6 protein-coding genes and 2 pseudogenes are annotated in these 6945 nt (G+C 70.1%); 5 read left to right on the top strand and 3 right to left on the bottom strand.

Annotated elements, in window-relative coordinates; translation table 11 throughout:
* Window positions 1-170 precede the first annotated feature (170 nt).
* From ASG80_RS13005 to ASG80_RS12990, 4 genes are all read left to right on the top strand, one after another.
* The gene (locus tag ASG80_RS13005; protein ID WP_056731373.1) at window positions 171-1226 is read left to right on the top strand and encodes a glycosyltransferase family 2 protein; all 1056 of its coding nucleotides are present in this window, start codon (window positions 171-173) and stop codon (window positions 1224-1226) included.
* 5 nt (window positions 1227-1231) lie between these two features.
* A complete protein-coding gene (locus ASG80_RS13000) occupies window positions 1232-2044 on the top strand; it encodes a CDP-alcohol phosphatidyltransferase family protein (RefSeq protein WP_056731371.1) in 813 nt (270 codons plus the stop codon).
* Between the two features lie 55 nt (window positions 2045-2099).
* A complete protein-coding gene (locus ASG80_RS12995) occupies window positions 2100-2960 on the top strand; it encodes a glycosyltransferase family 2 protein (protein WP_369816261.1) in 861 nt (286 codons plus the stop codon).
* 80 nt (window positions 2961-3040) lie between these two features.
* Window positions 3041-4336, top strand: coding sequence for a hypothetical protein (locus ASG80_RS12990; RefSeq protein ID WP_056731369.1), 1296 nt, complete (start codon window positions 3041-3043; stop codon window positions 4334-4336).
* Here the strand turns inward: ASG80_RS12990 and ASG80_RS12985 are convergent.
* Window positions 4333-5310 carry a hypothetical protein gene (locus tag ASG80_RS12985; protein WP_056731367.1) on the bottom strand — a complete coding sequence of 326 codons (978 nt, stop codon included), beginning with the start codon at window positions 5308-5310 and terminating at the stop codon, window positions 4333-4335. The two genes, ASG80_RS12990 and ASG80_RS12985, sit on opposite strands and share 4 nt — an antisense overlap.
* A gap of 115 nt (window positions 5311-5425) precedes the next feature.
* Here ASG80_RS12985 and ASG80_RS12980 point away from each other — a divergent pair.
* Window positions 5426-6016, top strand: a pseudogene (locus ASG80_RS12980) (transposase); the annotation flags it as partial.
* A gap of 258 nt (window positions 6017-6274) precedes the next feature.
* On the opposite strand, the pseudogene ASG80_RS24480 reads toward ASG80_RS12980, so the two are convergent.
* Window positions 6275-6474 (bottom strand): annotated as a pseudogene (locus ASG80_RS24480) (dihydrofolate reductase family protein); the annotation flags it as partial.
* A 1-nt stretch (window position 6475) separates the two neighbouring features.
* Window positions 6476-6945: dihydrofolate reductase family protein (locus ASG80_RS12975; protein ID WP_156401835.1), on the bottom strand; the 470-nt coding region annotated here is incomplete at both ends.

Below are 6945 nucleotides of genomic sequence, written 5' to 3'. Positions count from 1 at the left end.
GAGGAACTCCGCCCTCAGCTCCGCACGATCCCCTGAAAACGACACGGTGGCCGCAACCTCCTGAAAATCAGGGTGTTGCGACCACCGTCAGAACCCGCACGGGATCCCGGCCCTTCATCGTTCGCCGCGGCTCGACTGCTAGGCTCGATCGACCCGAGCGAGTGAGGAACATGCCCGAGCAGCACCACGAGGCGACACCGTCGCCGCTCGTCGGCGTCTCCTACGTCATGCCGGTGCTGAACGAGGCGTCGCACGTGCGCGCGGCGGTCGAGTCGATCCTCGCGCAGGACTACACGGGCCCGGTCGAGGTGCTCATCGCCCTCGGACCGTCGATCGACGGCACCGCCGAGCTCGTCGCCGACCTCGCCGCCCGCGACGCACGGGTGCGCGTGCTCGAGAACGAGGTGGGATCGACCCCAGCGGGCCTGAACATCGGCATCCGCGCCGCGCAGTACCCCGTGGTCGTGCGCGTCGACGCGCACTCGATGCTGCCCGCCGACTACGCGCGCGTCGCCGTCGGCGTGCTCGAGCGCACCGGCGCCGACAACGTCGGCGGCATCATGGACGCCCACGGCAGAACCGCGTTCGAACGCGCGGTCGCGCTTGCCTACACCACCAAGGTCGGGCTCGGCGGCTCCGCGTTCCACGTCGGTGGCGTCGAGGGCCCCGCCGAGACCGTTTACCTCGGGGTGTTCCGCCGCACCGCACTGGAGCGCGTCGGGCTGTTCGACGAGACCATCAAGCGAGGCCAGGACTGGGAGCTGAACCGTCGCCTCCGCGAGACCGGCGGCACCGTCTGGTTCACGCCCGAGCTCGCCGTCATGTACCGGCCGCGTTCGTCGGTCGAGCGCCTCGCGCGGCAGATGTTCTCGACCGGGCTGTGGCGCGGCGAGCTCGCCCGGCGGTTCCCGGCGGCCAACGGCATCCGGTACTTCATCCCGCCCCTCATGGTGCTCGGGGTCACCCTCGGCGTGCTCGTGGGCGTCGCCGGCATCGTGCAGGCGGCCATGGGCGTCGCGCCGTGGCTGCTCCTCGGCTTCGCCGTGCCCGCCGTCTACCTGCTCTTCGTCGTCGCGGCGACGCTCGCGTACGCCCGCGGGCGGGGCGCGGCGGTCGCGGGCTGGTTTCTCGTAGTCTTGCCGTGCATACACGTCTCGTGGGGAGTGGGCTTCGTGCTCGGGTACCTCTCACTGACGAGCAACATCGCCAAGCACACGGGAAGGTGACGCGGATGTCACAAGCCGGTCAGGCTCACGCCAGGCCCACGAGCATCGCCGAGCTCCGCGCCGTCACCCAGCCGCCCGAGGTGCGCGGCCGGCGCAACGCGGAGCACTGGACGGCGTCGCTGTACCTGCGGCGCTTCTCGCCGTACCTCACGTGGCTGCTGCTGAAGACGCCGATCTCGGCGAACGGCGTGACGGGCCTCATGATCCTCGTCGGCTGGTCGACGGCGGCGGCCCTGCTCATCCCCGGCGTCTGGGGTGCGCTGCTCGCCGTCGTGCTCGGACAGCTGCAGATGCTGGTCGACTGCTGCGACGGCGAGGTCGCCCGCTGGCGGCGCACCTCGTCACCCGCCGGCGTGTTCCTCGACAAGGTCGGGCACTACACGACCGAGGCGCTCATCCCGCTCGCGCTCGGCATCCGCGCGGCCGCCTACCCGCTCGAGTTCCCGGCCGACTTCCTGTGGACCACGATCGCGGCACTCCTGGCCCTCGTCATCGTGCTGAACAAGGCGCTGAACGACATGGTGCACGTCGCGCGTGCGAACGCGGGCCTGCCGAAGCTCGCCGACACGCACGGCGAGACCGCGCCGCGCGGCGGGCTCATCGCGAAGCTCCGCAGGGCCGCGCGGTTCGTGCCGTTCCACCGCCTCTACCACTCGGTCGAGCTCACGCTCATCGCCTTCGCCGCGGCGCTCGTGGGCCTCTTCCTCGGCCAGCCGCTCGTCGACCGCTTCGTGGTCGCCGTGCTGCTGCCGCTCGCGCTGCTCTCCCTGATCGGGCACTTCGTCGCGATCATGGCCTCCCGCCGTGTCCGGGCCTGACCTACCTGCGCCTGCACCGTCCCCGGGCCGCGCCTCATCTGGGCCGCGGGTCGGCGTGGTGGTGCTCACCATGGGCAAGCGACCCGAGGACCTCGCCCGCGGCATCCGGAGCGTGCTCGACCAGGCCGACGTCGTGGTCGACGTCGTGTGCGTCGGCAACGGCTGGGACCCGGCGACCGCCGACCCGGCGCTGCCCGACGGCGTGAAGACCGTGCACCTGCCAGAGAACCTCGGCATCCCCGCCGGCCGGAATCGCGGAGTGCCCGAGGTCGGCGGCGACGTGCTGTTCTTCCTCGACGACGACGCCTTCCTGCCCGACGCGCGGTTCCTGGCCCACGGATGCCGCATGCTGGCCGAACGCCCGGAGCTCGGTCTCGTCCAGCCCCGCGTCGTCGACCCCACCGGCGAGGTCTCACCGCGCCGGTGGATCCCGCGCATCCGCAAGGGCGACCCCGCGCACTCCAGCCCCGTGTTCTCGTGCTGGGAGGGCGCGGTGCTCATGCCGCGCGCCGTGTTCGACGCCACGGGCGGCTGGGCGGACCCGTTCTTCTACGCGCACGAGGGCATCGAGCTCGCCTGGCGTGTCTGGGACACCGGCCATGTCGCCTGGTACGCGGGCGACCTCGAGGCGGGGCATCCGGTGATCGACCCGGCCCGCCACGCGTACTACTACCGGCTGAACGCCAGGAACCGTGTCTGGCTCGCCCGGCGCAACCTGCCTGCCGTCCTCGTGCCGCTGTACGTCGGCTCGTGGACGGCGATCCAGGTGCTTCGCTGGGTGCGGAACCCTTCGGCGCTGCGCGCCTGGTTCGGCGGCTGGCGCGCGGGGTGGCGCGAGCACCCGGGGGAGCGGCGCCCGATCAGCTGGCGAACGGTGTGGCGCATGACGGTCGCCGGGCGCCCTCCCATCGTCTGACGCGTAACGATCGCCTCTCGGTCGGCCGTGATCGCCTTCATCGCGGCATCCGCTCGACGTGCCCTCGCTACCCTTGGACGGTGGGATTACGGAGAGACGCGCAGCGCGCCGTCAAGCTGGCCAGGGACATCATGTGGTCTCGGCGTGCCCAGCGGGAGCTGCTGAAGAAGCTCGCCGACCGACCGCCCTTCGAGCCGCACCACTTCCGCGTCGGCGTATACTTCGCCGACGGACGGGTGAACCTCTACCAGCTGCGCCAGTGGTACAAGCCGCTCGCCGAGCTCGCGAAGCGGCATCCGGTGCTCATCCTGAGCCGCGCGTCGGGTTCGGCGCTGACCCTCCTCGACGAGTCGCCGTTGCCGGTCGCCTACGTGCGTCGCGTGATCGACCTCGAGCAGGTCATCCACGACCAGGACCTGCACGTCGTGTTCTACGTGAACCAGAACGCGAAGAACTTCCAGATGATGCGCTACGGGCGCCGGTGGCACGTGTTCATCAACCACGGTGAGTCCGACAAGATGTACATGACCACGAACCAGTTCAAGGCCTACGACTACGCCTTCATCGCAGGCGACGCGGCCAGGACGCGGCTCGAGAAGGTGCTCTGGGACTACGACTTCGACAAGCGCGCCATCCCCATCGGTCGTCCGCAGGCCGACCACTACCTCGACGGGTCGCCGCTGCCGTACACGCCCGACGAGCGTGAGGTCGTGCTCTACGCGCCGACATGGGAGGGCGATCGCGGGGCCGCTGCGTACGGGTCGATCGCCTCGCACGGCGTCGGGCTCGTGCGCGGGCTGCTCGCCACAGGGCGCCACAGGGTCATCTACCGGCCGCACCCGCGATCCGGTGTGGTCGACCACGCGTACGGCGCCGCGAACCGGGAGATCATCGCCGCGATCGCCGCCGCGAACGCCGCGAATGCCACCGCCCGGCACGTGTACGACGACGGCCCGTCGCTCGGCTGGCAGCTGGCGGCGGCGGACGTGGCGATCGTCGACATCTCCGCGATGGTCTACGACCGGCTCGCCGCCGGCAAGCCGCTGCTGATCACCCGCCCGGTGAACCGCGAGGCGCAGATCGACACCGGCGGGTACCTGCAGGCGTGCGAGTGGCTCGACGCGTCGGATGCCGCATCGATGGTCGCCCGGGTCGACGAGGTCGCCCACGACGAGGCGGCGCTCACTCGGCTCGGCGTGTGGGTGGAACGGTACTTCGGCGACACGACCCCCGGTGTCACCACGGCCCGGTTCCATGCCGCGGTCGATCAGCTCATGGCCGAGTGGGAGCGGTTCGCCGCGCTGCACGCGGGCGAGGAGGAGATCGACGAGTTCGAGGAGGAGGACGAGGACGAGGCGGAGGCGATCGGCGCCTAGCGTGCGTGCTCGTCCGTCTCGTCGTCTCCGGCTGTGTCCGCTGCGTGCTCGTCCGTCGAGCGCTTCCCGCGGGTGATGCTGCGACCCGCACGAGACGCTGCCGTGCGCAGGCCACGGCTCGTGGTGACGGCGAGGCCGCCGACCGCGGTGCCGGCTCGCGTCATCCGCGAGGTCGTGGATCGGAGGAGTCCGTCGCCCTCGCGGGGCTCGAGCGCGGCGGGGAGCAGTGCCGGTGGAGGACCGAACGCCAGCCGCGACTGATGCAGCACCTTGCGGCCGATGAGGTGGTTGCCCACGCCGCCGATGGCAGCGCCGATGCCGAACGGGATCGCCTTGCCGATGATGCCCGCGCCGCCGCGCACGGCGAACTGCTTGATGAAGACGTGGCGGAGCCGGTCGACGACCGTGCCCATGAACGCCTTCGGCAGGCTGTTGGTGATGAGCTCGCCCCAGTAGACGTTGCGCGCGACGCCGCGGCCGCTGGCCTGGCCGGCGAGCTGGCGCACGAGGTCGACGCCCTCGCGCCCGAGCATGAGCGTCATCACGAGCGCCCGCGCGCGGTCGGGGTTGTCGACGACGATGCCGTGCACCTCGGCGACCGACTGGGCGAACAGGGCGGTGGCCTCGAGGAACCCCGCGGTCTCGACGCCCGACAGCGCAAGGGTCACGCCCGTGCCGATGCCGGGGATCACGGCCGTGGCGCCGACGGCCGCGCCGCCGGTCGTGACCGCCGCGAGGTACCGGCGCTCGAGGATGCGCACGATCTGGTCGGGGTTCGCGCCGGGAGCGTGGCGACGGATGCTGCGCAGGTGCGCCAGCACGATGGGACGCTGGATCGACATCACCACGTCGATGCCGCGCTCCACGCCGTGGGCGCGGCCCTCGTCCGCGCTCGGCGCGGTCGGCGAGGTCGGAAGCCCCTCGCGAGGAGCATCGCCGCCCATCGAGGTGATCTTGTGCACGCGTTCGCTCATGGTGGATCGATGATAAGCGGCGAAGTCGAATGGCCGCCTGAGGTGGGGTGTACGGGAGCGATCTCCGCGAACCGACTCGTCCTCCACAGGGACTCCCGCCTGAATGTTCTCCACAGCCTTCCACGTCGTCAAGCTCGGCACCCAAGCAGTCGACGAGGTCAGGCGCCGGGTGCAGCAGGAGATCCACGGCCACCGCGGACGCAAGAACGACCCGCTCTACGGCATCCGCACGATCCTGCGCTTTGGCTAGGAGAAGCTCACCGAGCGGCAACGAGCACGGCTCGACCGGGCGATCGTCGCCGACGAACGCCACGACGAAGTGCTCGTCGCCTGGCTGTGCGCCCAACGACTCCGCTCGGCCTACAAGGCCAAGAACCCGATCGAGGGCCGGCGCATCGGGGAGAAGGTCCTCGCGTCGCTGCCTACCTGCCCGATCCCGGAGATCAAGCGACTCGGCAAGACGCTCAAGCAGTGGCGCGAGGCGTTCCTGGCCTACTTCGACACCGGCCGCGCGAACAACGGTGGCACCGAAGCGATCAACGGCCTCATCGAACGCCACCGCCGCGTTGCCCGCGGCTTCCGCAACCGGGAGCACTACCGACTACGCATGCTGCTCATCGTCGGCGGACTGCCCACCCTCACCTCAGGTAGGAGGAGCCCATTTAGGTGTTGGGGAGCCGCCCGGTCAAACGCTCACTTTCAATAAGAAGAGAGCCCGCACCAGAAGGAGCGAGGCTCTACTTCTTTTGCGGGCTCAGGCGTCAGCGGCGTCGACTTCGATCTTGACGCGTGCGACCAGCAACCGGCCAGGACGCTTAACGGGCTCTTCACAGTTGAGGGTGTAATCACTGGCTGGATGTTGGCTGGCGCGTCGGTCCCGGGGCAGCAATGCGCAAACGCAGCCGGAGGCCCGATCTTGTGTCACCGTTCGCAGTGGACTTCTTCGCGTACCCGCTCAGATCGGTCAACGGCGCACCCGATAGCACAGGTGAAGCACCCGGTTGCCCTGAACAACTACGTCTGGGTCCTCCAGCAGGTGCTGCGAGTCGACGGAGCCGAAGTACGGCTTGCCGGACCCGAGCACGACGGGTGCGACGTCCATGCGTACCTCGTCGACCAAACCTGCGGCGAGCATCTGGCCGCCGACGTCGCCAGCGGCGACCTNCCGGATCCTCCCACCCGACGAACACGGGTCTTCCAGCAGGTGCTGCGCGTCGACGGAGCCGAAGTAGCGCTTGCCGGACCCGAGCACGACGGGTGCGACGTCCATGCGTACCTCGTCGACCAAACCTGCGGCGAGCATCTGGCCGCCGACGTCGCCAGCGGCGACCTCGACGATGCGGTCACCCGCGAGCTCCTTCGCCTTGGTCACGGCCGCCTCGACGCCGTGGACGAAGTGAAACGGCGCCTCGGGGTCCCAGCCCTCGGGTGCCGGCCGGTGTGTCACGACGACTACGTGGTCGATCCCGCTCGGAGGCGTCCCGTCCCAGCCGTCCGTGATGTCGAAGACGTGGCGGCCGGCGATGGTCACCCCGATCTGGTCCCAGTACGGCCGGATGTGGTCGTAGGACGCTTGCGACACGTTCAGTACGCCGCTGTCGTCCATAGCGCCCGTCGAGTACGAGGATCGCATCC

Source organism: Agromyces sp. Soil535, from assembly GCF_001428255.1.
GTDB lineage: Bacteria > Actinomycetota > Actinomycetes > Actinomycetales > Microbacteriaceae > Agromyces.
The sequence above is the reverse complement of the archived record's forward strand: the minus strand, read 5'-3'. Positions and strand labels throughout refer to the sequence as shown.

Excerpts from the sequence above, each read along its gene's own strand:
- ASG80_RS12985 (WP_056731367.1), bottom strand. The coding sequence starts at position 5,310 with ATGAGCGAACGCGTGCACAAGATCACCTCGATGGGCGGCGATGCTCCT.
- ASG80_RS13000 (WP_056731371.1), top strand. The coding sequence starts at position 1,232 with ATGTCACAAGCCGGTCAGGCTCACGCCAGGCCCACGAGCATCGCCGAG.
- ASG80_RS13005 (WP_056731373.1), top strand. The coding sequence starts at position 171 with ATGCCCGAGCAGCACCACGAGGCGACACCGTCGCCGCTCGTCGGCGTC.